The 23300-nt window shown below is 66.8% G+C and carries 26 protein-coding genes; 10 read left to right on the top strand and 16 right to left on the bottom strand.

The genetic code is table 11. The features are described 5' to 3' along the window. Positions 1–100: 100 nt before the first annotated feature. The 3 genes from galK to QHF84_RS47185 form a co-directional block, all read right to left on the bottom strand. The gene (galK, locus tag QHF84_RS47195; RefSeq protein ID WP_281320219.1) at positions 101–1270 is read right to left on the bottom strand and encodes a galactokinase; all 1170 of its coding nucleotides are present in this window, start codon (positions 1268–1270) and stop codon (positions 101–103) included. 24 nt (positions 1271–1294) lie between these two features. Further along, complete coding sequence (locus tag QHF84_RS47190; RefSeq protein WP_281320218.1) at positions 1295–2356, bottom strand: hypothetical protein; 1062 nt, start codon at positions 2354–2356, stop codon at positions 1295–1297. 122 nt (positions 2357–2478) lie between these two features. After that, positions 2479–2814, bottom strand: coding sequence for a hypothetical protein (locus tag QHF84_RS47185; RefSeq protein ID WP_281320217.1), 336 nt, complete (start codon positions 2812–2814; stop codon positions 2479–2481). A gap of 125 nt (positions 2815–2939) precedes the next feature. Between QHF84_RS47185 and QHF84_RS47180 the strand changes: the two genes are divergently transcribed. From QHF84_RS47180 to QHF84_RS47170, 3 genes are all read left to right on the top strand, one after another. Next, complete coding sequence (locus tag QHF84_RS47180) at positions 2940–4910, top strand: c-type cytochrome (RefSeq protein ID WP_281320216.1); 1971 nt, start codon at positions 2940–2942, stop codon at positions 4908–4910. A gap of 14 nt (positions 4911–4924) precedes the next feature. Then, on the top strand, positions 4925–5959 hold the full coding sequence (locus QHF84_RS47175) for a hypothetical protein (RefSeq protein ID WP_281320215.1): 1035 nt from the start codon (positions 4925–4927) through the stop codon (positions 5957–5959). A gap of 334 nt (positions 5960–6293) precedes the next feature. Next, complete coding sequence (locus tag QHF84_RS47170; RefSeq protein WP_281320214.1) at positions 6294–8816, top strand: M1 family aminopeptidase; 2523 nt, start codon at positions 6294–6296, stop codon at positions 8814–8816. A 27-nt stretch (positions 8817–8843) separates the two neighbouring features. Here QHF84_RS47170 and QHF84_RS47165 read toward each other — a convergent pair whose 3' ends face one another. The 3 genes from QHF84_RS47165 to QHF84_RS47155 form a co-directional block, all read right to left on the bottom strand. Next, the gene (locus QHF84_RS47165) at positions 8844–9950 is read right to left on the bottom strand and encodes a M35 family metallo-endopeptidase (RefSeq protein ID WP_281320213.1); all 1107 of its coding nucleotides are present in this window, start codon (positions 9948–9950) and stop codon (positions 8844–8846) included. A gap of 195 nt (positions 9951–10145) precedes the next feature. After that, positions 10146–10550 (bottom strand): STAS/SEC14 domain-containing protein, encoded by a 405-nt coding sequence (locus tag QHF84_RS47160; protein WP_281320212.1) that lies wholly within the window; start codon positions 10548–10550, stop codon positions 10146–10148. 223 nt (positions 10551–10773) lie between these two features. Further along, positions 10774–10992 (bottom strand): hypothetical protein, encoded by a 219-nt coding sequence (locus tag QHF84_RS47155; RefSeq protein WP_281320211.1) that lies wholly within the window; start codon positions 10990–10992, stop codon positions 10774–10776. A gap of 133 nt (positions 10993–11125) precedes the next feature. On the opposite strand from QHF84_RS47155, the gene QHF84_RS47150 reads away from it, so the two are divergent. Next, positions 11126–12829, top strand: a complete 1704-nt coding sequence (locus tag QHF84_RS47150; protein ID WP_281320210.1) for a PHP domain-containing protein — start codon at positions 11126–11128, stop codon at positions 12827–12829. A gap of 56 nt (positions 12830–12885) precedes the next feature. Further along, on the top strand, positions 12886–13248 hold the full coding sequence (locus QHF84_RS47145; RefSeq protein ID WP_281320209.1) for a hypothetical protein: 363 nt from the start codon (positions 12886–12888) through the stop codon (positions 13246–13248). 3 nt (positions 13249–13251) lie between these two features. Here QHF84_RS47145 and QHF84_RS47140 read toward each other — a convergent pair whose 3' ends face one another. Together QHF84_RS47140 and QHF84_RS47135 are read right to left on the bottom strand one after the other, a co-directional pair. Beyond that, positions 13252–13767 (bottom strand): hypothetical protein, encoded by a 516-nt coding sequence (locus QHF84_RS47140; RefSeq protein ID WP_281320208.1) that lies wholly within the window; start codon positions 13765–13767, stop codon positions 13252–13254. 53 nt (positions 13768–13820) lie between these two features. After that, complete coding sequence (locus tag QHF84_RS47135; protein WP_281320207.1) at positions 13821–14438, bottom strand: rhomboid family intramembrane serine protease; 618 nt, start codon at positions 14436–14438, stop codon at positions 13821–13823. A gap of 230 nt (positions 14439–14668) precedes the next feature. On the opposite strand from QHF84_RS47135, the gene QHF84_RS47130 reads away from it, so the two are divergent. Further along, a complete protein-coding gene (locus QHF84_RS47130; protein WP_281320206.1) occupies positions 14669–14953 on the top strand; it encodes a hypothetical protein in 285 nt (94 codons plus the stop codon). 263 nt (positions 14954–15216) lie between these two features. Continuing rightward, on the top strand, positions 15217–16167 hold the full coding sequence (locus QHF84_RS47125) for a DUF3570 domain-containing protein (RefSeq protein WP_348652941.1): 951 nt from the start codon (positions 15217–15219) through the stop codon (positions 16165–16167). Positions 16168–16177: 10 nt separating this feature from the next. Here QHF84_RS47125 and QHF84_RS47120 read toward each other — a convergent pair whose 3' ends face one another. From QHF84_RS47120 to QHF84_RS47110, 3 genes are read right to left on the bottom strand one after another with little or no spacing between them, the layout of a single operon-like run. Continuing rightward, the gene (locus QHF84_RS47120) at positions 16178–16903 is read right to left on the bottom strand and encodes a hypothetical protein (RefSeq protein ID WP_281320204.1); all 726 of its coding nucleotides are present in this window, start codon (positions 16901–16903) and stop codon (positions 16178–16180) included. Between the two features lie 40 nt (positions 16904–16943). After that, complete coding sequence (locus QHF84_RS47115) at positions 16944–17159, bottom strand: DUF4266 domain-containing protein (protein ID WP_281320203.1); 216 nt, start codon at positions 17157–17159, stop codon at positions 16944–16946. A gap of 46 nt (positions 17160–17205) precedes the next feature. Further along, positions 17206–17802, bottom strand: coding sequence for a DUF2271 domain-containing protein (locus tag QHF84_RS47110; RefSeq protein ID WP_281320202.1), 597 nt, complete (start codon positions 17800–17802; stop codon positions 17206–17208). 249 nt (positions 17803–18051) lie between these two features. On the opposite strand from QHF84_RS47110, the gene QHF84_RS47105 reads away from it, so the two are divergent. Beyond that, positions 18052–18513 (top strand): hypothetical protein, encoded by a 462-nt coding sequence (locus tag QHF84_RS47105; RefSeq protein WP_281320201.1) that lies wholly within the window; start codon positions 18052–18054, stop codon positions 18511–18513. Next, entirely contained in the window at positions 18510–19016 is a 507-nt protein-coding gene (locus QHF84_RS47100) for a hypothetical protein (RefSeq protein WP_281320200.1), read from the top strand. The genes QHF84_RS47105 and QHF84_RS47100 overlap by 4 nt, the downstream gene beginning before the upstream one ends. On the opposite strand, the gene QHF84_RS47095 is transcribed toward QHF84_RS47100, so the two are convergent. The 4 genes from QHF84_RS47095 to QHF84_RS47080 all read right to left on the bottom strand — a co-directional run bounded on the left by QHF84_RS47095 (position 19001) and on the right by QHF84_RS47080 (position 21151). Further along, on the bottom strand, positions 19001–19429 hold the full coding sequence (locus QHF84_RS47095; protein WP_281320199.1) for a hypothetical protein: 429 nt from the start codon (positions 19427–19429) through the stop codon (positions 19001–19003). The genes QHF84_RS47100 and QHF84_RS47095 overlap by 16 nt on opposite strands. A gap of 58 nt (positions 19430–19487) precedes the next feature. Then, positions 19488–19862, bottom strand: a complete 375-nt coding sequence (locus QHF84_RS47090) for a hypothetical protein (RefSeq protein WP_281320198.1) — start codon at positions 19860–19862, stop codon at positions 19488–19490. A 23-nt stretch (positions 19863–19885) separates the two neighbouring features. Continuing rightward, a complete protein-coding gene (locus QHF84_RS47085) occupies positions 19886–20260 on the bottom strand; it encodes an MmcQ/YjbR family DNA-binding protein (RefSeq protein ID WP_281320197.1) in 375 nt (124 codons plus the stop codon). A gap of 66 nt (positions 20261–20326) precedes the next feature. Continuing rightward, the gene (locus QHF84_RS47080; RefSeq protein ID WP_281320196.1) at positions 20327–21151 is read right to left on the bottom strand and encodes a class I SAM-dependent methyltransferase; all 825 of its coding nucleotides are present in this window, start codon (positions 21149–21151) and stop codon (positions 20327–20329) included. A gap of 195 nt (positions 21152–21346) precedes the next feature. Here QHF84_RS47080 and QHF84_RS47075 point away from each other — a divergent pair, with 195 nt between their 5' ends. After that, positions 21347–22210, top strand: coding sequence for an NmrA family NAD(P)-binding protein (locus QHF84_RS47075; protein ID WP_281320195.1), 864 nt, complete (start codon positions 21347–21349; stop codon positions 22208–22210). On the opposite strand, the gene QHF84_RS47070 is transcribed toward QHF84_RS47075, so the two are convergent. Then, positions 22205–23143 (bottom strand): alpha/beta hydrolase, encoded by a 939-nt coding sequence (locus QHF84_RS47070; RefSeq protein ID WP_281320194.1) that lies wholly within the window; start codon positions 23141–23143, stop codon positions 22205–22207. The genes QHF84_RS47075 and QHF84_RS47070 overlap by 6 nt on opposite strands. Between the last annotated feature and the right edge of the window lie 157 nt (positions 23144–23300).

Below are 23300 nucleotides of genomic sequence, written 5' to 3'. Positions count from 1 at the left end.
CAGCTTTATAAGCCGGCGATACGCGGACGGGAAGGTCCTTCACGAGCGGAGCGGAGACTCGGGAGACTGTCAAGAGCAACGGAGACGGGAATGCGATCGATCACGTGTCGAGCTCGCGCGCGCCGGCCCCGCCACGCGTGATGAGGAAGCCGGGCTCGACGCGGAAACGGCGCTGGTAGGCGTCGCGGACCGCGGCCATGACCGCGTCGAGCGCGGATTCGTCGACGAGGGACACGGTCGAGCCGCCGAACCCGCCGCCGGTCATGCGAGCGCCGCGAACGCCCGGCTGGGCGATGGCGAGGTCGACGAGCGCGTCGAGCTCCGGACAGCTCACCTCGTAGTCGTGCTGCAAGGATCGGTGCGACGCGACGAACGAGGCGCCGACGGCCTCGATGTCGCCGCGGCGGAGCGCGTCGGCGGCGAATTGCGTGCGGGCATTCTCGGTGACGACGTGACGCACGCGACGGAGAATGGGCTCGGGCAGGAGCGAGGCGTGCTTCGTGAAAGCCTCTTCCGTGACGTCGCGGAGGGCGCGGATATCGGGCAGGGCGCTCCTGAGGAGCGCGACGCCGCGCTCGCACTCGGCGCGGCGCGTGTTGTATTCGGACGTGGCGAGGGCGTGTTTTTTTCGGGTATCGGTGATGAGGATCGCGACGGGGCCGCCGGGCAAAGGGACGGCCTCGGCCGCGAGCGAGCGGCAATCGACGAGCAAGGCCGAGCCCACGCGGGCGCAAGCGGAGACGAGCTGGTCCATGATACCGCATCGCATGCCCACGAAGGTATGCTCGGCGGCTTGACCGGCGAGGGCGAGGGCCACGCGGTCGATCGTCGCGCCCGCGAGCGAGAGCAGGGCAAACCCGGTCGCCACTTCGAGCGCCGCCGAGGACGAGAGGCCTGCGCCCCGCGGTACGTCACCCGCGACGAGGAGGTCTGCGCCGCGGATCGGCTGGATCGTCGTATCGACCATGTGCGCGACGCCCGCGATGTAATCGATCCACCGGCCCGTGTTTCCCGGTCCGGGCTGGTCGAGATCGATCTCGGCGCTCGCGTCGAGATCCACGGTATGCACGCGAACGCGGCGATCGTCGCGGGGCGCGGCGATGACCGTGGTGCCGAGCTCGAGCGCGACCGGCAGGACGAACCCGTCGTTGTAATCGGTGTGCTCGCCGATGAGGTTGACGCGGCCGGGAGCGAAAAATGCCCGCGGCGCGGGGGTTCTCGGGCCGAAGCGAGCCTGGAACCTGGACCGGAGGTTGAACGTGTCTCTCATGCGCGCGGAGGCCCGATCCTGGGCTCAGGTCTTCGATTTGTGCAGGTTGAAATCGGCGCCCACGACGAGGATCCAGGAGAAGGCGTATTGCCACATCGGGTCGATGAGGTTCGTGCCGAGCTGCGCGATCGCAAAAGGCGACATGCGATCCGAGAGGAACTTCTTCGGCCATCGTCCGAAGGCGACCGCATGCAGCGTGAGCTGTTCGAGGCCCGTGCCGAGGACGCGCTGATACCGACCGCTCAATCCGAGCAGGAGCTCGCCGGGCTTGGGGACCGGGGCCGTGTATGCGACGAGGACCTCGTGCGCGTGGCTGAAATCCTGGAGCTTGCGCAATGTGAATGTAAAATTGTCGTGATAAACGTCGTCCGCGCCCGCGCCCGGGGCGGTGTAGTAGTTCCAGTCGCCGGTGAAGTTGTATTGAAAGGCGATGGGGCCGACCTTGCCTTGCAGGGTGGGCAGGACGCGGAGACGGAGGCCTCCGTGATTGATGGCGGGGCGGAAATGGGCGGGGTTATCCATTCCCTCGCCGTCCTCCTGGTTGACCCAGTCGACGGCTGTCAGGCGGCCGCGCCGGATCTGCCCCGCGCCGAGGCGCTCGCGGCCGAGCGGGGTCATGACGCGCATGCCGCCGTTGAACGGCTCCTTGATGAAATAATCGTAGGCACCCTGGACCTGGAGCCGGAAGAAGGCAATCGGAGTGATGTCGATGAAAGGCCCGAGGGTGTTGTTGACGAAGCCGTAGACGTCACGCACGCCGACGGTGATGTTCGTCGAATCCCACAAAACCCCTTTCTTTTGCACGAGCGGAATTTTGTACCCCAGCGTCGCGCCGATGGCCGAGCGGGTGTAGTGCATACCCCACGGGACGTAGAAGACCCCGAGGTCCAGCGACCGTGGGCGGCGCTCGTCCGGCGGCGCGGGCGCTTCGGCGGGCCTCGTCTCGGCAGGTTTGTCCGGGGTAGGTTTGTCGGGGGCCGGTGTCGCCGTCTCCTCTCGACGCGGCTCGTCGGCGTCGCCGGCGCGCGCGGGCAGGGAGAGCGAGAGCAGGGTGAGCGCCGTGAGGCCGCGGAGGAGGGTTCGCATGACGTCGCGCCGTGCGGCCCCGCGCGAGGTGTTTTCGACTGCGCCGGGCTTGCTCGGGTGAGCATATCGGGAGTCGCGCGGGGTGTATACATCCCCGCCGCGCGTCGCCCGGCGCGCGGAGATCAGGGGTCGGCGCGGCGACAGGTGACGTCGACGATTTCGCGCGGCCAGCCTACCGACGAGCTCGCCTGGATGCGGCGGAACTCGGCGACGGCGCGGACACGCGCGTCGTCCTCGTCGGCGGCCTCGATACGGAACGTGCCGCGGAAGGTGCGCGCCTCCTGGCCGGCGTGTTCGGCGAACGTCGGCTCCTTGTACGATATGACGACTTCGTAGAGAGTGCCGCGCGGGGCTGGCGCGCTCTGGGAAGTGCGCTCGGCCCGTTCGCGCTCCAGCGTATCGGGGAGGACCCGCCGCGTGCTCGGGGCGTCGTCCATCACGTCGTTCGGCGTCGTCACGAGGGCCATCCTAGCAGAGGGGACGCGATCGTCCCAAGAGGGTTTCGCGCGTGGTCCTTGACGCAAGAAGAAGGCGGCGCGAAAAAATCTCGCTGTTTACGCGGACACGAAAGGCCGCGATCGAGATGAACCGTCGCTCTCCCTGGAAACACGCGGCGCTCGCCGCGTCCCTCGCCTCGCTCGGGATCGCCGGAAGTAGTTGCAGCTCCAAAGATCGTGGCGGAGAAAACGTCGGCGCCGCACCAAGCGCATCGGCGCACCCGGCTGCGTCCGCGGCATCCCTCGCGCCGAGCGGACCCCCACGTTGCGCGGCTCGTTCGCCGCGGCGCTTCGAGCGCGCAGCGGCGGGCGGAGCGAGCTCGGCGGTGACGCTCGTGCGCGCGGGGGAGAAGACGCTCGCGATCGTCGCGGATCACGACGAGCGAGCGCTGCACGTGATCGACACGGCTTCGATGCGACAGGTGTCGGTGACGCCGCTCGAAGGCCGGCCGGGGCACGTGCTCGCGCTCGAAGGAGGCCTCGTCGCCGTGGGCCTGCGCGACACGTCGCGCGTGCTCTTGCTCGAGCCGGCTGACGAGGCGCTCGCAAAACCCTTCGAGGAGCGATGCGCAGCGGACGTGGCGGCCGAGCCGTGGGCGTTCGCGGAGGAGGGCGGATCGCTCGTCGTGACGAGCGGGTTCGGCGGGGCGCTCACGGTGCTCGCGACGGCCGATCTCACGGTCTCACGCGTCGTGCCGCTGCCGCGCGAGCCACGCGCGGTGATCGTGGCGAACGCGGGCGGGACGGCGTTCGTGACGCACGCGGTGGGCGGCGTCGTGTCGGCTGTCGATCTCAAAGACGCGGCGAAGGAGCCGGAAACGATCTCGCTGCACGCAGGGCGGCGCGTGGGCGCGGATGGAACGTTCGACGACAAAACACCTCGCGCGGCCTCGCAAGGGTATGCGCTCGCGCGTGTGGTCGGGACGCGCAGCGACGGGACGCGTGATGCGCTGAGGATCTTCGCGCCGCACACGAGCGTAGATCCAGGCGCGCCGGCCGTGGGTATGACGGTCGGATACGGCGGATCCGGCCAGGGGCCGCGGACGATGGCGCAACTCGTGAGCGTGGTCGATCCGGGCACGAAGCGATCGATCACGAACCACGTGGCGGGCGTGTTCAACGCGGCGTTCGGACAGGATTGCATCCTGCCGCGGAGCGCTGCGGCGGACGAGAATGGGCTGTTCGTCGCGTGTCTCGACATCGACGCGGTGATCGAGATGGATCCGTGGGTCGGAGATCCGAGCATCGCGGAGCGGCGGCGCGTGGCGCTACCCGCGGGGCCGAGCTCGCTCGTGCTCTCCGACGAGGGAAAACGGGTCTTCGTCTGGTCGGAGATGGATCGGGCGCTCTCGCGTATCGAGCGTGAATCGTTCGCCGTGACGAGCGTGCCGCTCTGGCGTCGATCGGACGTGACGCGGGACCCGAAGATCGAGCAAGGCCGGCGGCTGTTTCATACGACGCGTGATGCGCGGCTCGGCATGGGCCGCGGCTGCGCGAGTTGTCATCCGGAAGGGCGCGAGGACGGGCTCGCGTGGACGAGCCCCGACGGTCTGCGGCAAACGCCCATGCTCGCGGGGCGCGTCGCAAGCACGGGGCCTTATGGATGGTTCGGGGAACACAGGGCGGTGCGCGACCACCTGAACGAGACGTTCACGCGGCTCGGCGGAACCGGCCTCTCTCCGCATTCGGAAGAGGAGTACGAGGCGCTGATCGCGTACGTCTCGTCGCTGCCGCCGCCGCCGCAGACGAAGCCGAAAGAGCCGGACCTTTCGGAGCGCGGCAAGCAGGTCTACGTGGCCTACGGCTGCAATGGCTGCCACAAAGACGGGGGCACGGACGGGAAGTCGCACGACGTGGGCAGCGGGCAAAAAGGCGAGCGTCGCAGCGATTTCGACACGCCGTCGCTGCTCGGCGTGCGCGGGACGGCGCCGTATTACCACGACGGGCGGTATTCGACGCTCGACGAGATGCTCTCGGCGAAGGATCAACGCATGTTCCCCGGCACGCTGAGCGGCGCGGACAAGAAGGCGCTGCTCGCCTACCTGGAGACGTTGTGATGGAGCGCTCGGGAATGAGAAACGTAGCTTCGTTCGTGCTCGGCGCGGCGCTCCTCTCGACGCAGGGCGGGCCCGCGCGCGCAGCCGACGAGCCCGCGCCGCCGCCTGGCTGGGAGGCGCCTCCGCCGCTCGCCACGAAGCCTGCAAAGGCCCCGAAGGCGGCCGCGTGTTGCCAGTACGATCCGATCTGTTGCTCCCGACAAACCTCGATCGATCAGGCGCGGATTCGCCGCGTCGTGCGGATGATCGAGGTGCGGATCGCCGACCTGCCGAAGGAGGAGGTGCAGGAGGCGCCGAAGGATGGTCCAGGGATCACGGGCGTGCGGCCGCTCCACATCGTGGACGGCAATGGTAGGGCCTTTCCGTTTGTCGACGGGCCCGTGGGCGAGATTCGCTTGATGCCGCCGGGGCAATGCGGCGAGTTCAAGATGGGCAAGGACGACTGGCCCTCGCCGTTCTACGCCGAGCCGGAGTTCCAGGGCATGGGCAGTGGGCGGGTGCTCTCGCGCTTCAAGGACAAACCGGCCGACAAGGGGCGAAGCCTGCTCGCGGGGCCGCTCTCGTATCTGTCCTTCGATCGCGAAGGCGGCGACGGGATCGTCGTGGAGCGTGTGGAAGGAATCCTCCAAGGGACGCCCGATCTCCGCGTGACGCGCAGGGCGCGTGTCGTGGCCGTGCCGATCCTGCCGGGGCGCGTCAATGCATACCAGGACAAACAGGGGGATGAGGCGAGGATCGTGTTCGTCTTGCCCGAGGTGCTCCTCGGGTTCGAGGCGAAGGAGACGAAAGTCGCAGGCGGGTTTTTGCGCGTGCGCGGCGAGACCACGGAGACGTTCACCACGTACGCGATCCCCTGGGGACCGGGGCGGAGCGGGGTCGGGACGTTCGTGATCATGAGCCGCTGGCTGCGGCGGTGGTTTCCCCCGAAAAAACAGGAAAAGCTGCCGCCGTCGCAGCCGGGCGGCGTCGCCGTGAGCCAGACGTCGGTCGAGCCGGAGCCCCGCGTACAAGTCTTTTTGTACGAGCCGGAGCCCGATATTTTCGAATAGCTTCGACGAGCTTCGGATCGGTCATCACCTGCCAGATCTGCTCCCTGCAGGCTTCGAAGACGCGTCCCGTGCGGACCTCGCGGCCGCTCGGGTGCCGAGCCGATTGAGCCGCGCTCCTCGGGACCGTTGCGCAGTTCGCGCAAGCGAGCCTCACAGTTCGGGCAAGCTTGCACGAACCGGCCGCGCGTCGCCCCGCTCCCCGTCCTGCGTCGTCGCGTAAATCGCGTCCTGGCACGCCCTCTGCAATCGGGCGCGCGCGTGACGAGCAGCGCTTCGACCGGTCGCACATCGGCGCCCGGAGTGGCGTCGTTCCTTGTCCATTCGAGGAGAATCAATGAGCTTCACCAAATGGTCCTCGCGTGCCGGCCTGCGCTGGACGTCCTGTATCCTCGTTTTGTCGTCGCTCGCAGCCGGATGCTCGACCGCGCCCGAGCCGCCGGGCACCGGCCCCGGAAACGCCGAGGTCGATGTCCAGCGTTACGAATTGAAGGGTGATTACGACTGGAGTCGAGGTCGCCTCGCCGCGACGATCGACATCACCCTCTCACCCTTGCCCAAGGGGACGAAGACGGTCACGCTCGACAGCGCCGTGGCCGAGGTGAAAGCGGTGCGGCTCGCGGGCGGCGGCGCCCTGCCTTTCTCGGAGAATGCGAGCGCGGAGCAGCTCGAGGTGGACGTCTCCACGGTGCCCGGTCTCGGAACCGGCGCGGACATCACCCTGGAGATTGATTACGAGGCCGCGCCGAGCGATTCTTTGGTTGCCGTGATCGAGGACCGCAAGGGGGATCCCTTGAACGTGCGCGCGGTCTTCACGATGTCGGAGCCGGTCGGCGCGAGGCGATGGATGCCTTGTCACGACACACCGTCGGATCGAGCGCTCTTCTCCGTTTCCATGCGCATGGACGGGGCCGAGAAGATGATCGCCAACGGCGACCTCGTCTCCGACGCGCCGGAGGGGGACGGGACACACCGAATGAAGTACGAGACCACGTACACACTGCCCACCTACCTGATGGCGTTCGCGATCAGCGATTTCGAGGTGGAGAGCACGATGAAGGGCGACCTGCCCGTCTCCATCTGGCACCGTCGCGGGCTGCAAGGGCATTACGAGGCGGTACTCGGGGAAATGGTGGGCATGCTCGACCATTTCGAGGCGTTGCTCGGTCCCTATCCATTCGAGAAATATGCGGTGGTGCACCTGCCGAACCTGCCAGCCACCGGCATCGAGAACGCCGGCATCTCGTTCCATTACGAAGGCGCGGGCACGGAGCCCCTCGCCGCGGAGCTCTCGCTGACGGCGCACGAGATCGCCCATCAGTGGGTCGGCGATCTCGTGACGCTCGAGAGCTGGGACGACCTCTGGATCAAGGAGGGAATGGCGACGCTCCTCGAACCGGAGGGGCTTCGCGCGCACACGGACAAGGACGGCCCCTTCACGCTGAACGGCAACGAGTTTTTCGCGATGGAGGGCGAAGCCATCCGCGACACGTCGCTGACGATCGCAGAAAAGTACAACACGGGGCCCTACACCCGCGCGGCATGGCTCTTGACGCAAATGCGCAGCCTGGTGGGCGAGGAGGCGTTCTGGAAGACGTGGCGAAACATCCTCGACGAGCATCGCTTCGGGGTCATCGGGACGGATGATGTCCTCGGGGCCTTCGCAGAGGCGCTCGGTCCGGAGGCCGCGGCGCGGGTGGCACACGCGGTCGATGCCAAGGGGCTCCCTACGCTGACGATTGCACCTTTGCCCTCGGGAGGGGCCACCGTGACGGTGCACGACCCCGACGGGGCGCTGCTCGTCCCGCTCGATATCGGCTGGGTCGCAGAGGACGGCTCGATACGGACGGAGACGCTCCCGGTCGGGGAGCCTTTCGACATGGCACCGCAGACGAGCGGCGAGTTCCTCGTGCTGGATCCGAAAGACCACCACCTCACCTGGGATTCGTTCCTGGTGGACGAGGAATCCATGAATGCCTACTACACGAACGTCCTGCCGCTGCTCATGCCCACGAGCTCGGCCGCGGAGGCCCGGTTTCTCGAAATCGGCTCGGCAGCCCAGGACGAGGTGCTCTTCACGTCGTCAACGTTGCCGGGCGCCACGCCGGAGGGGTTCGGGGCATTCGTCGCGGGGCTCGACTCGGAGTGGACCCAGGCCAATGCCTTGAGCATCGCTTGCTCGGTGGCCAGCGACCCAGGGCTCGATCCGGCGACGGCGGCGGCCTGGACGACCGCGTTGAACCAGGCGCTCCCGGTCCCGCCGCCACCGTTCGTGCTCGATTTGATCCAGGTTTACGGTTATGGCGCGTGCAGCATGTTCGATCCGGTGACCGCTTTCGCGGACGACTGGACGAGCCTGCAGACAGGGCTCTCGTCCGGTGAAGTCGACTATCTCCGGCTGAGCTTCCTTTCCGCATTCGACCTCCCTGCGCCGCTCGCGATGTCGACGTGGGGAAGCGTGGCAAAACAAGCGGGCATGGCCCGGGCGCGCTGGCTCGCGACCATGGAGCTCAGGTCGTACCTGAGCGGGCTCGACCCCGCGGACATTCCCGCGTGGCGGGCATTTTTCGTCGAGATGCTCAGCACGACCGAGGACACCGATGTGCTCCAGCAGGCCATCCGCGCGGTCGTCACCACGATGGCAGCCACGGCGGCCGAAAATGCGGACGCGCTGGCGGGCCTCGACGTGGTGCTCCATTCGCCGTGGACGCGCGTGGCGCATCTGCGAGCCGTGTGCGCGGCGGTCAAGCTGACCGCGGATGATGCGATGGCCTGGGCTGCGTTCGCCGAGGGGTTGCAGGATGCCCCGCTCGATCCGGACGCCGCTGCACGGCTCGCGGACCCCTCCCTCTGCCCATGATGCTGGAAGGGCGCGAGCGTCGCTCGATTACTGGAGGGCGGGGGTGTTCTCGGCGAAGTATTCGTGGCTGTCGGCGTTGTTCAGCGCCTTCGCCGGGTCCGAGATTGCGAGCGATTTCGCGCCGGACTGGCCGTACACCCAGTCGTCCGTGCCGGCGATGACGTCGAAGTGCGAGAGCTCGTGGATGATCGTCCCGCCCTTCGAGTCCGTGCCGGACAGCGGCGCGCTCCAGAAGACGCTGCAGAGATACACGTTGTACGGCTGGTTCGGATACACGTACGCGTAGTACTTCTTCTTGCAGCCGCAATCGAAGTTCAGCGGCTTCGAGTCGATCGCGTCCTTGATGGCCACGTAATGGCTCTTCGCCGTGTTCCAGCCGTTCGTCGAGAACGCGCCGAACCACGTGGTGTATCGCGGCGTCGCCGAGGGCGATCCGCCGAGGTAGACGACCGCGCCGTCGGCCATCGTGCTCGCCGCGCCGAGCGCCTGCGTGACCGTGGTTTGCTGGTCCGCGGTGCACTTGCTGAACCCGAGGCTGCCGAAGTTCTGCGGGCCCGGGGCGCTGATGAACTGGGGCGACGGCGCGTTCGCGCGGCCCTCGATCCACAGGCTCACCTCGTTCGAATCGAGCGAGACCGCCTGCTTCGTCACGGACGTCAGCATGTCGGCCGCATACTGGACCGTATACGTGCCCGTCTGCGTCAGATCGTAGAAGCCCGAGAGCGTGGCCGAGCGCGTCACGCTCTTGCCCGGGCCGAGCACGACATAATCCTCGTCCGACATCACCGGGCGCTTGTAATGCGGGCCGATGAACTCCACCGGCTGCCCGCCGCGTGTCACGAGGAAGAGATCCTCCTCGAGGTCCTCGTCGGGCGCATACCACGCAGGCAGGCGGATCGAGCGTTTCGTGGTGTTCGTGAGCTTCACCGTGACCGTCACGCTCTCGGTCGGGCTCACGGATGCCTTGTCGACGGAAAGCTCGACCGCGATGTCACCCGCGACAGGATCCATTCCGTCTTCGACCACGACTTCACTGCCGGCCCCGTCCTCCTCATCCTGGACGACGCATGCGCCGAGCAGCATCGCGCTCGCTGCACCGAAAGCCAGCCACTTGAAAGGAAGCGTCTTGCTCATCGTTGGACCCCTGGACAGAAGGAACGACCGGCGGTGACAGCCCGACAAGGCCGACTCCTCACTGTCCATCGACCCTATCATTTCCGTTTTCGAAATGAAATAGAAAATCGCCGGAGGCCGGAAAATGAGGCGTGGGGATGCCGACGGGTGGTCACTCGAGTGACCGAATTGGAGGGGCTTCCGCGATTGCGAGGGTCAGCTTTGCTTTCCGATTTCGATGAGGGCGCGTCGCTCCGCGAGCCACGCGCGGGCCTCGGCTTCCGTCGCAAAATAACGAGTGGGCACCGCGTCGATTCGACGGATGAAGCTACCGGCGCGCACGACGAGGTCGGCGAGGACGCGGATCGCGAAGTGCGCCCCGAAGATGGCCACGCCGAGCACGGGGACGTCGTGCACCTTCTCCGCCCCCGCCTTGCGCGCGCCCGCGCTGACGGACCCGATGCGCGAGAGATCCACGAGCTTCAGCAAATAGGGACGACCCGCGATGAAGGACTTCTCCAGCGACGTCAGCTCGCGCATCTCCGCCTCGCTGATGTCCCCGGCGAACCTCCACACAGCCGTATCTGGCGGCTCGAAAAATACCGTATGCTTCTCCCTCATCGGGTGTCTCGCGACACGTTCGAGCGTAGATCGTGCCGAAGCAGATTGGTGAAACCAAGCAAAAACGGCGCGCGACGGGGGCTCGTCCGGGCAAGCCGTATTACCTCGAAGCGGCGCGTCAGCGAGAAGACGGATGTGCCTTGCCTGCGCTCGGCACCGCTGGGCACGAGCGCGATCAGACACGCATGAATGATTTAGAAGGAAAAACCCGGATCGGGATCGCTCAATATCGGCGTCCGGGCGCGGCGGTATCATGCGCGGCGGGGCGGCGGGGCGGGGTCGGCATCTCGTCGGAATCGGACGTGGGCGCCATTTCGAGCGTCGACGGATGCACGAGGACGGGCGCACGAGAAAGGAGCGCGTACGCACCGAGCAAACACGTCACGGTCACCACGACGACGGTGAGCAGGTGTGGCTTCGCCTGCAAGAGTGCATGCGGCAAGGGAACCTCCTCGAAAAAAAAGGATCGCGCTCGGGAGCTCCCGCGTCCACGGAAAAGAGCCACGGATCGGACATTGGTTGTCCCAGGCTTGACAGGGCGTCGGTCCTGTGCCTGTTGGTAGGGGGCTGGAGAGATGAGCACGATGGTGGACAAGCTCGATGTCGTCCGAGCGCTTCGCGAGATCGGGGCCCTGCTCCGATGCAAAGGGGAAAGCTCGTTCAAGGTGCAGGCCTACGAGAATGGTGCTTCCGCGGTCGAGGCGCTCTCCGAGGACCTCGGCCGGCTGGTCGAGGAGGCGCGCCTGACGCAGGTGCCCGGCATTGGCGCGTCGCTCGCTTCCGTCATCACCGAGATCGTCCGCACGGGGCAATCGGAGCTGCTCACGAGGCTCCGCGCGGAGCTGCCGCCCGGCGTGCTCGAGCTGTGCGAGATCCCAGGGCTCAGCCCGAAGAAAATCCAGGTGCTCCACGACGCGCTGGGAATCACGAGCGTGGAGGAGCTGCGGCAGGCGTGCCTCGCAGGGCGCGTCCGCTCGGTGAAGGGATTCGGTCCGAAGACGCAGCAGAGCCTGCTCGAAGCCATCGCGCAGCGCGAGACCCGCGAGGCGCGGGTGCTGCTCGTCGACGCGCTCGCCGTGGCGGAGCCGCTGCTCGACCATCTGCGCGCGTTTCCCGCGGTGCATCGGGCGGATGTTGCCGGCGAGGTGCGTCGTTTTTGCGAGACGGTCTCCGAGGTGCAGGTCGTCGTATCGAGCGAAGAGGCCCATGCGGTGCTCGATCATGCCGAGCGATTTCCGCGGGTGACGCGGGTGCGGAGCCGGGACGCGCAGCGGGTCGACCTGTTTCTCGCGGGAGACGTGCGCGCGTCGGTGCACGTGGCGCCGCCTGCCCATCATGCAGCAGCGCTCTTGACGCTGACCGGCGCGCCGGCGCACCTCGCCGAGCTCGGTAAAACGGCGGCGGAGCGCGGCCTCGATGGGGTGCGCGCGCTCGTCAGCATCGAGAGCGAGGAGCAGATCTACCGGGCGCTCGGCCTGCATCCCGTACCGCCCGAGCTACGCGAGGGAAACGGAGAAATCGAGGCGGCGCGGCACGACGATTTCTCCGACCTCGTCACGCAGGACGACATCCAGGGCATGGTCCATTGCCACACGGTCTTTTCGGACGGTAATGACACCATCGAGGACATGGCGCGCGCAGCCGAGGCGATGGGGATGAAATACCTCACGATCACGGATCATTCGCCGACCGCGCATTACGCGAGGGGCGTGGAGCTCGATCGCCTCAAGTCGCAGTGGGACGAGATCGCGCGCGTGCAGGAGCGGGTGAAGATCAAGCTCTTGCGTGGAACGGAGTCGGACATCCTCGCGACGGGCGCGCTCGATTATCCCGACGCCATCCTGGAGCAGCTCGACGTGGTGATCGCGAGCGTCCATTCGCGCATGAAGATGGACGAGGCGGCCATGACGCAAAGGCTCGTGGACGCGATGCGGCAGCCGATCTTCAAGATATGGGGCCACCCGCTCGGCCGTCTGCTCTTGCGGCGTGAGCCCTTCGCTTGCCGGGTCGAGGAGGTGCTCGACGTGATTGCCTCGTCGCGGGCCGCGATCGAGGTCAACGGCGACCCGTACCGGCTCGACATGGAGCCGCGGTGGCTGAAGGAGGCGCGAAAGCGGGGGATCCGCTTCGTCATCTCGACGGACGCGCATTCGACGAAGGGTCTTTCGTCCCTGCGTTTCGGCGTGGGTGTGGCACGGCGAGGCGGGCTCCGCAAACGCGAGGTGCTCAATGCGCTCGGCCCCGAGGGTTTCGCGGCGGCGGTCAGGCCCGTCCATTGAGGTGGGCGCCGAAGTTACTGGTGCTCCGGGTACGATCCTCGCACGCCCGTATCGGCATGACCCCGAAAGCGAAGAACGACAGCCACCCCGCCGGCCCGGTCCGCCCGCGGACGCTCCCGGGACGCGCCCCTGCCTCGAACGCCTGCCCGCTGTTTTTCCGCGTCCTCGTCTACGAGGCGCGATCGGGCGAAAAAAGCTTCACCGATTGCGGCCACGAGCTCGGCCGGCAGATCTTCTCCATCGTGGGAAACGAGCTCGGAGAAGACGTGCTCGGTGAGCTCGTCGTGCTCATCATGAAGCGCGATACCCTGGCGATCCTGCAATGGCTGAAGGCCCGCGTGCCCCGCATGATGGACATGATCCCGGCGCGCGAATACCGCGCGTTCATGAAGGGATTCATGCAGGCGGTCGTCGAGTAGCCGTCACTTCAGTTCGAGCACGAGCTCGAACTCACCGGCGTCGTCCATCCACGCGTCGACGACGACGTAATAGGTCGAGCCTGCCTGGACGTCGTCGATCTGATTGACGTCGTCGTCCTCGATCATCGATCCGAACGAGCAATCGAGCACGTCTCCTCCGCCGCCGGGGCACTCCGTCCACGTGTGCAGCCAGTGGTGCGCGTACTGGGCATGGAGCGTCGCGACGAGCGTGCCCGGCGACGAGGGCCGGACGGGAAAGACGAGCTCCTTGCCGATTCTCTCGCCTGGCATGCACTCGCTGAACATCGGGCTCGCCGTCGTCAGGTCCGTCCCTCGGCTCGTGTCGTCGAGGATCGATAAGGACTCGCCATGCGTGATCTCGGTGAGCGATGTGCATGCTTCCCCTGCGTCGTCGCCCGGCGGGGCAGGGGGCGTGTAATCGTCGATCGCGCAAGCCGAGAGCAAAAGGCCGAGCACGAGGCAAGTCCCGAGACGAACGAGGCGGGAAAGGGTCGGCATGGCTCGCGAGCATTCCACCGCGGCGCGCCCGATACAAGAGGGAAGTCGGGCGCTCAAAAGAAGCTCTTCAACGTGCGCTCCACGCGTGTCGGTTCGAAGAGGTACGTGAGCACGGCACCGTAGACCGCACCGGAAAAATGGGCGTCGTGGTTGATATCGTCGCCGGCCGTATGGGAGTGCCAGGCGCTGTAGGCGAGGTAAGCCACGGCGAACACGATGCCCGGCACCGGAATCGGCAGGAACATGAGCTGGAGCTTGAGCTTGGGGACCAGGAGGACGGCGCTGAACATGACGGCGGCCACGGCGCCGGAGGCCCCGAGCGAGCTGTAATTCGGTTTTCGCATGTAGCGCAAGGTCGTGGGGATGAACCCTACGATCACCGCGGTCACGTACAGCACGAGGTACCGCGTCACGCCGAGCACGCGAATGGTTTGTTCCGTGAAAAAGTAGAGCGAGAACATGTTGAACGCGAGATGCGAGAAATCCGCGTGCACCCATCCCGCGGTGAGCAGGCGATGGATGTGCCCGTTCTTGCGCACCTGGTAGGGAACCAGGATCAGCGCGCGCCGCACCGGCTCGGACATCCACCCGAGTAGGCTCACGATCGCCACGGAAGCAATCAGCAAGACGGGAACGGGCGAGGCGAGGAGACGCGCCGGGAGATCGTTCATGGCGGGAGGATATCACGCGCGGAGCGCAGTGCGGGCAAGCTTCCCGTTGTTGAAAGTCACTTGCATTTTCATGTTTCTTCCGGTAGAAGCTCGCCATGGTGTCAGAGAAACCACGTGATCTAGGCCGTTTCACTGGAGGAGCGTTCGTGATGCTCGGGGCCCTCGCCGCCGCTGTACCCGCCTGCGCGGGCACCGATAGCCACGATCAGGCGCGGAAAACGACGGAGGTCGTGGACGAGGGTGGGAGCGGCGACGCGACCACGAATCCCGGTACCGGCGGCGCGGGAGGGGAGGGCGGCAGCGGCGTGACCACGAGCAGCAGCTCGACGGGATCGGGCTCGTTTCCGCCGCCCGATGATGATGACGACGATGACGACGATGACGACGATGATGACGATGATGACGATGATGATGACGACGATGATGATGACGACGATGAGGACGAGGACGACGACGACGACGATGATGACGACGATGATGACGAGGAAGAGGACGACGAGGACGACGACGATTGATGGTTTCCAGTCATCGTGAGATTGCGCTTCTCTGCGCTCTCCTTGCGTCGGTCGTTCACCTTCCCTTCTCGTTCGCGGACGCTCCGAAAGCCCCGGCTGCAGCGAAGCGTCGGGCTACGTCGAGCCTCGATGCTCGTGCCAGCGCCGAGACGTCCGTGTATCTCGACGATACCCATGTCGAGGTCGTGACCCCGACGATTGCAGGTACGATCGAAAGCCCAACGGCAGGTTGGTCCCTGAGCGGCCGTTATCTCGTGGACGTCGTGACTGCCGCGTCCGCCGATATCGTGGCCACCGCGTCGCCTCCCTGGACGGAGGTCCGCCACGCCGGATCCCTCGAAGGGGACTACAAAAAAGGGAACTACGGCGTGGGCGCGCATGCGTCGATCTCGCGCGAGCCGGATTATAGGTCGATATCGGCGGGGCTCCACGGGACGCTCGACCTCGACGAGAAGAATTTTGGGCTGCTGCTCGGGTATGCGTACCGGCACGATACGGCGGGGCGCGCGGGGACTCCGTTCGACGTGTTCGGATGGACGCTCCAGCGGCACGATCTGAATACTGGGCTCACGATCGTCATCAATCGTTCGACGATCGGCGCCCTTCAGCTCGACGCGATGTTCGAGCGGGGGAACCAGGCCAAACCCTATCGGTACGTTCCCCTTTTCGCAGCCGAGGCCGCGGAGCAGGTCCCTGCGGGCGCGAGCGTGGAGCTCGTGAGCGCGCTTCGCCTGCACGCGCGTCCCCTGGAGGCGCTGCCTCTCGCGCGAGATCGATTCGCGCTCACCGGACGCCTCGCGCATCGCCGCGGGGGCGCCACGCTGCGTCTCGAGGAGAGGCTCTACACGGATACGTGGGGAATGGCCGCGAGCACGACGGACGTGCGTTATTCGATCGACATCGGACGGTTTGTCACGGTATGGCCTCGTTTGCGTTTCCATGCGCAGACCGGCACGGATTTCTGGCAACGCGCGACCGTGGTGTCCGTCGCGGAGGACGGCGCGGGCACGATTCCCGTGGTCCGGACCGGGGATCGCGAACTCGGGCCGCTCTGGACGCTGACCGGCGGGGGCGGCGTGTCCGTGAAGCTCGGCGCGAGGTTCACTGCGACCTTTCAGGTGGACGGCGTCTTCACGCATTACCTCGACGCGCTCTACCTCACGCGGCGCAATGCGTTGTTCTCGGCGCTCGCCTTGCAAGCGGCGTTCGATTGAAGCCGCCGGATCAGAAGGCGTACGAAAACGAGAGCTCGGGCGAGAGGAGCGTGCCGGTCGAGGGAAAGGGCTTCGTGAACTTCAAGGCGGCCGAGAGGGCGAGCGAGGGAGAGAACGCGTAGGTCGCCGCGACCCCGAGGCCGACGAAGCCCGTACCGGATTTTCGATAGGCGCTGAGCGTCTGCGAAGGAGGATTGTCGAGCTGGCTCGCAGGCGGCGGCTTCGTCGTGTCCTCTTCCACGACGACCCGGTATTCGGTGTCGAATTGCGCGATCCCGCCGAAGACGAAGAGGGAGCCCCGGAAGCCCGGCCTGGCAAAGGGCCGGGCGCCGAACGTGTATCCCGCGCGGACCTCGCCGTGAAAGGGCAAGAAGGCCGGCGCCTCGGCGCCGCTCGGCCGTGGCCCGCCGCCGCGGAGCACCCAGCCGAGCCGCAGTCCGAGCGTGATGTTGTCGAAAACCACGCGGTCGTAGCCGACGAGGACCCGCGTCGTCGAGAGCTGAACGCCGGGGCGCACCTCGCCGCCGCGCATGGCGAGCGGCGTGCCGTGGTATTGCGTGCCCGAATCTCGGAAGCAGGCGTAATCGCCGTGAAGCTGGCTCGAGGGCGAGCAGACGTCGGTGTCCGCGTGGAGCCCCAGATCCTGGACGAGCGACAAGGAGAGGGCGTTGTCGTGCGAGGTGGCTTTTTTCGGGGGCGCGTCGGCGGCCCGTGTTTCTTTCGGAAAGATCAGCAATGCGACGACGAGCAGCGACGCTCTCCGCCACGAGCGTGTATCAATTGCAGCCGCAACCGCCCTCGGCGCTCGCCGCTCCGCCGCTCGCGCCTTCGTGCACGGCTTGCATGTGGGATTCGCCGGGGCCGGAGACGGGGCCGACCGACATCGTCGGATGCGCGAGGTGCCCGCGTTCGTAAGGCGCGACGTGCGTGCAGGCCGCGAGCGCGTGGAGGAGCCCGAGCAGGCATGCGAGCCGCGTGATTCGCAGGACCATGAAAACCTCGTGTCGAAAAAGGGTTGGTTCGAGGGCTCGACCTTCATCAGGGTGTCCAGGAAAGGTGCCTTCCGATGAATGCCGGTTCGTCCGGCAAGGTCGTTTCCTGGGCATCGGCGCTCTTCACGAAATCGACCGCCGTCCAGGGCCCAGGCGCCTCGCCCGAGTCCGACGAGTTCCATTCCGTGAACTCGACGTGTACGCGATAGGCGCCGTCCGGGACCACGAGGCCCGCCGTGTCCGTGCCATTCCAGGTGCTCACGTGCTCGACGTGGGATTTTCGCGTGGCTCCCGTCACCGCATCCACGACATTCGTTCCGGATGCGGCGCCCCAGCGCACGAGGTGCTCCACGCGCTTCGCGGCCCACACTTCGAGCGTCTTCACGAATGTGTCCTGCGCGTCCGTGATCCACACCGCGCCGATGTTTTTTGGTGCATACTCGCCGTCGAGGGAGACGGTGGTGAATCGATATTCGAGGGCGCCGCCCGGAGATGCCATGCCGCCGGTCCCTCCCGCGCCGCCCGCGCCCGTGCCCGTGCTACTCGCAGCGTCGGACGCCGCGCTGCCGCCGCCGCCGTCTTCGCCATAAGGCACCCAGAATGCGGGATCGCTCTGGGTCGCGGGCCCGCAGGCGAGCAACATCGGCGGGAAGAGGCATGCCGCCCACGCGAGGGCGAGACGTTTCGCAATTCTCGTTGACCTGACCATCGACGCCGGGTACCCTGTTGATGTTGACTTCTACTTTCATCTTCAGCTTAGAGAGGTCGCACCCTGGAGACAAGAGGAAAGTTGTTCGTGTTCACGCTGGCGCAGAATTCCGCATCACGAAGGTCGGGCCGTCGCTGGTCCTCCGCAGCGCGATTCGCGGGCGCGTGCCTTTGCGTTGCGAGCATGGGCTGCACGAACCCGCTCCAGGAGGACGCCATTGCCGCGCTCGGCCCCGAGTCCCCAGCCATTCCCCTCGGCCCTTTGCACCGCGCCGGGCAGCCCTGCCTCGTATGTCACGACGGCGCCGAGGCCACCGAGCTCACCGTCGCAGGGACGATCTACGAGCGCGTCGATTCGACGAAGCCAGTCCCCGACGTGCTCGTGCACCTCGTCGACGCGCGGGGGACGGCCTACGTGACGGCCACGAATTGCGCCGGGAATTTTTTCGTGCGGCCGGGCGATTTCAGCCCCGAATATCCGATGCGGGTGGCCATCGAGCGTGAAGGGTTCCGTCAGGAAATGGAGTCGCCGGTGAACGGCGAGGGCTCGTGTGCAGTCTGCCATGCGACGAAGCCCGGTCCACGCTCGGCCGGCCGCGTCTTTCTGCTCTCCGTCGCCGCGACCTTGGAGGATCGTTGTCCGTGAGGCGAATGCTCCTTTCGTTGTTCCCGATCGCGCTCGCCGCGCTCTTCGTCGCTTGTACCCCCGACGCCGAGCCGGCCGACGGATTGCTCGTCCCGAGCCGGGTCACCTATCCGAGCGTCGGCGGCGCGCTGGAGCACCGCTGCGCGACGCTCGATTGTCATGGAAAACCCGAGCGAAACCTGCGGCTCTACGGGAGCTCCGGGATGCGCCTCGCCGCGGGCGACGTGCCGGGGCATGGCGAGACGACCGAGGCCGAATACGACGCGAGTTATCGATCCGTGATTGGTCTCGAGCCCGAGGTGATCAGCCTGGTCTGCGAGGAGGGCGGCCGCGCGCCGGAGCGGCTCTCGCTGGTTCGGAAAGCGCGCGGCGAAGAGGCGCACAAGGGCGGCGCGCGTATCGTCCCGGGTGATGATGCGGATCGATGTCTGACGAGCTGGTTATCGGCCGCGACGGACGAGGCCGCGTGTGCGCGCGCGGCGGAGGATCAGGGGTCGGAGTGAGCGCCGAGCAATCGGCGGAGCTCGGGCACGACGGAGCGGGCCTCGTCGAGGTCACGCACGAAGCGGGTGGGGCTCGGGTGTGCGGGGCGAAGCGCGTGTACCGCGCGAAATAGGAGATCGGCGATGGTCCGTAACGTCGCATTCGCCCCGATCACGACGATGGCGCGCCGGGGCCCGATGTCGCGGGTCTGGGCGAACATGCGGCGAGCCTCCATCGACATCCATTCGAGTTGCGAGACGTCGCAGAGCACGATGGCATGCGGCCATGTTCCGCCGGCCGCGAGTTGCGCCGCGAGGAGGGGCGCTGCCTCCGCCACGTCGAGGGTGCCCCGCATCGTGACGTGCAGAATGTCCGGTCGCTCGATCCATACGTCCGGATGACTCGTCGGCGTGCGCAGGTTGGGAGGCTCCAATTCGTCGGGACTCCGCGGAAAACGGCCGTCGCAGGATACCGCGAAGAGCGCTGTCGCCTCAACCTGATTTTCCCCAGCGTTCGATCGCGGCTTTCAGCCACGCCGGCGCGCCGACCATGGGCGGCTGCGGCTCGGTGCGCGTCATTTCGTCTGCGCGACCAAGCTGCTCGGCGAGGGGCGGCACATCCCACGCGGCGCGCTCCGCGTCCGTGGTCGTCGGGTCGACGTCCCAGAGTCGATGACGCACGCCATCGGGGACGAATTGCGTCCCGTGTTTCTGCGGCCGACCCTCGTACATGCACCATCGGTCGTAGGCGGCGGCCGCGAGCCAGCGCGCCCGCGGATATCCACGCCCGGCCGCTTCACGCGCGAGCTGATACATGTTGGAGAACAAAGTATCGCCGCCGAGCGCGGGGGTGATCCTGGGATGCACGGCCCGCGCGGCCGTGCGCGCGCTCAGGCGCGGCGCTTGCGAGGAGGGCTCTTGCGGGTCGAGCGGGGCGCCGCGAGTTGATGGGCCTCTTCGATGATCGCCGTGATCGCCCCCCAGTCGGGTTCGCGATCGAGCCGCGCGCCGATCCACCCCTGCCGGCCCACGTAAGGCGGGACGAAGAATCGGGAGGGATCGGACTCGACCACCATTTGCTGCGCGTCCGGCGTCGCTTTGCACCAGATCGCGAGGCGGCCGTCGCCGTGGTGGTTGTCCATGAACATGACGAATGTCTTGTCGCGCACGGCAAAGCAGGGGCGCGCGTGCTTCGTCACCTCGGCGGTGCCGGGTAAGGCAAGACAGATCGTGCGGATTCGCTCGAATGCAAGCTCGCTCGTCATCGGTCGTCCTGGTTCAGTTCGTCCTGCAATAACGTAGGTGGCATGGTAGGCTCCGCAAGCCGAGGCCTAAAACGCATAACGCAGGTGGCGGACGAGCTTCCGATAGGAAGGCAGCCGCCCCATGAGCCCGTGTATTGCGCCGGAGAACCAGCTTTTCGAGAGGCGGTCCACGAGATCGGGCATCGTCAGAAAATCGATGCTCTCGACGAGCCGTAGCTTCGGCACCTGTTTTTCGAGGTCGTGTGGATCGTCGATCCCCCAGACGAGCTCGACCCTGGCGCCACGCACCGTCGCCAGGCGAGAGACCATGCGTACCATCGCGGAGCTGTAGCCGTCGAATACGACCTGTCCGCTCGGAAACTGCTCGGTCACCCGCCGCAGCATCGCCGCCGCGTCTTTCTCGTGCAGGTACATGAAGAGGCCCTCGGCGACGACGAGGACCGGCGTGTCTCCCGGGATCGCGTCGAGCCAGGCGAGATCGGTCACCGACGCGCCGATCCGGCGATACCCTTCGCGCTCCGGATAGAGTTTTTCGCGCAGGGCGATGACGTCCGGAAAGTCGACGTCGTACCAGCGGACCTCCGGGCCCGGATCGATTCGATACACACGCGTGTCGAGACCGCAGCCGAGGTGGAGGACGGTCGAGGCGGGTTTTTCAGCGAGGAATGACCGTGTCCACTGGTCGAAATGCCGGGCACGCAGGGGCAAGGTGATCGAGCCGCCGCTCGGGAGCTTCAGCGCCTCGAAGTCGTAGTCGATCCGCGCAACGGCGTCCGCCGCGAATCGGTCGCCGAGGATCGGGTTCGGGGCCGTGGCGTCCAGCGCTTTGCCGTACAGCGTTGCGAGGTACGTCTCCTTGTCCTTCGTCAGGCGAACCTTTTTCGTGTCCATGTCGCCTCGGGCCCCTGCACGCAATCGCGGCCCGGGAGTACATCAAGACCGGTCGCCGGGGTCAAGCGACCCGCTCCGCTCATCGAGAGCCTGTCACCTGCTCGGCAAGCTCTTCCGCGAAATGTCTTGCATGGCGGATGTGTGTCCGTTATAAAGGATGCCGCCTCGGGAGAGGTGCGTCGAAAGGAGTCCAGCATGTCTTTCGTGGTCGCAGGCGTGACGGGCAACGTCGGTTCGGTCGTCGCGGCGGAGCTCCTCGCCAAAGGGCAAAAGGTCAAGGTCCTCGTGCGCGACGCGGCGAAGGGCGCCGAATGGTCCAAAAAGGGCGCCGAGGTCGTGGTCGCCGGGCTCGGCGACAAGGACGCGCTCGCCGCCGCGCTCGCGGGTGCGCAAGGCTTTTTCGTGCTCCTGCCCCCGAACGTCGCGGCGCCGGATTTTTATGCGTACCAGCGCGAGACATCGGATAGCATCGTGGCCGCGGTAAAGGCGAGCGGCGTCCCGCACGTCGTCCTCCTTTCCTCCGTGGGCGCGGATCTGCCGGACGGCACGGGGCCCATCAAAGGACTTCATCACCTGGAGAACGCGCTCCGCGCGACCGGCGTCACGCTCACCGCCATTCGCGCCGGGTACTTCCAGGAGAACGTCGCGAACTCGCTCGCGCCGGCGAAAAATGCGGGGATCTTTCCGAATTTCACGGGGGCTCCTGATTACCCCTTCCCGCACATCGCCACCAAGGACATCGGCACGCTCGCCGCCGTGTCGCTCCTCGAAGGCGGCCAGAAGAGCGAGATCATCGACCTGCACGGCCCCGCGTATTCGGTGCGGCAGGTCGCCGAAAAGCTCGGGGCCGCGCTCGGCAAGGCGCTGCAGGTCGTCGACATTCCGCCGGAAGCGCATGTGAGCACGCTCGTGCAAGCAGGATTGCGGCAGGATCACGCCGAGATTTTCGCCGAGATGTACCGCGGCTTCCAGAGCGGCGCCATTGCCCCGAGGGGCGATCGCCTCGTCGAGGGAAAGACGCCCATCGACGAGGTGATCCAGGCGCTCGTCCGTTCATGAAGGGACGGTCGGCGTAGCCGATTCCGCGGGCGCGTGTGCGCGGAGGAATTGCCCCACACGCGCCCGGACCCTGTCGCGATCGGTAAAAATACTCACGTGCTCGCCTTTCTCGATGGCGAGGAGCTCCGCGCCGGGGACGCGGGCCGTGAGAATCTCCGCTTGCGCGAATGGCGCCGCCTTGTCGTTCGTCCCGTGCACGACGAGGAGCGGCGCCTTGATACGCTCCAGGGCAAACCCTTGGTCGTGACGCGTGATGGCGACGTCGTTCTCCGAGCCCGGAAGCCGGAGGTTCATTCGATCGAACGTGCTGAGCTGCAATTCGCGCAGGAGCGCGCCCGCCTCGGGATCGCGGAGCGTGCGTGCGCGCACCTCGGGATCCGGAATCGAGCGGCGCGCCGACCGCTCCGGGTCCTGCTCGGCTTTTCGCCGCATGACGGAGATGAGCGGGCCGCAACGCGCGGTGAGCCGCAGGATGTACCAGGCGAGCGGGAGCCGCGTCTCGACGCGGGTGCAGACGGACGAAATGATGACGAGGCCCCAGCAGCGATCCGGATGGCCGAGGGCGAACTGGAGCGCGGACGGTCCGCCGCCCGAGATGGCCATCACCGCGGCCTTCTCAATGCCGAGCGCGTCGAGGAGATCGCGATAAAGATCAGCCTGCTCCGTGGGTGTTTTGCCCAAAGAGAGCGGGGTCCCGAGGTAGCCGGGGCGGGAGGGCGCGACATAACGGAAGCCCGGAACGCCCGCGGTGCGCGCGAGGAGAAGCGCCTGATCGTAACCACCCATGGCGCCGTGGAGCGAAAGCACGGCCGGTCCGCTCCCGAGGAAGGCGCATTCGACGTCGCCGCGCCGCGTCTTCACCACCTCCGGGCGTGCATCGCCCGCCGTCGTCGCCGCTTCCTTCGACGGCTCTCGTTCCTCCGCAGCTCGCATAGGCTCCTCCTTCTTGAATGCTCGCCCCTCTTAGCAGCCCGTGGACCTATCCCGAAGGACGATCGACAGGGACGGGAGGGGATGGTAGGTTTGTCCGCGTCATGTCGATGGGTCGAAGACGGGAGAAGCAGGCGCCGCTTTGGGTGGCGGCGCCTTC

This window comes from Polyangium sp. y55x31 (assembly GCF_029946505.1).
Lineage (GTDB): Bacteria > Myxococcota_A > Polyangia > Polyangiales > Polyangiaceae > Polyangium.
This window is presented reverse-complemented; position numbering and strand designations above follow the sequence as displayed.